This is a genomic window from Paraburkholderia sp. SIMBA_030, from assembly GCF_046535245.1.
In the GTDB taxonomy this organism is placed as follows: Bacteria; Pseudomonadota; Gammaproteobacteria; order Burkholderiales; family Burkholderiaceae; genus Paraburkholderia.
Map to the genome: position 1 here is coordinate 1 of NZ_JAWRXB010000778.1, position 264 is coordinate 264.

General features: G+C 50.4%; 1 protein-coding gene and 1 pseudogene. Both read right to left on the reverse strand.

Annotation, left to right across the window (positions count from 1 at the left end):
- Positions 1-121 (reverse strand): annotated as a pseudogene (locus SB772_RS42090) (subtype I-F CRISPR-associated endonuclease Cas1); the annotation flags it as partial.
- Positions 109-207, reverse strand: a complete 99-nt coding sequence (locus tag SB772_RS42095) for a formyltransferase family protein (protein ID WP_410838784.1) — start codon at positions 205-207, stop codon at positions 109-111. The gene SB772_RS42095 and the pseudogene SB772_RS42090, both read right to left, overlap by 13 nt.
- Positions 208-264 lie beyond the last annotated feature (57 nt).

Below are 264 nucleotides of genomic sequence, written 5' to 3' on the forward strand. Positions count from 1 at the left end.
CCAAGGCACCGCGCCGTGTCTTACCATGCATCACCGCAAAACCGTGCGGAATGCCAAGCGTCCATGAGGTCGTGGCACCGAGACCGTACGCCAGATAGTTGCCATGATTTAAGAAGCCGTTAGCTTTATCACCGGAAGTAGAGAAGGGTGAAGATTAATCATGGGCGCTGGTACATTATCAATGAATGAGCCACTTAGTACACGCATAAACCCAGCTAAGACGATCAAATCAGGTTGCCATGCTATTAGCTGCTCGTTGGCATG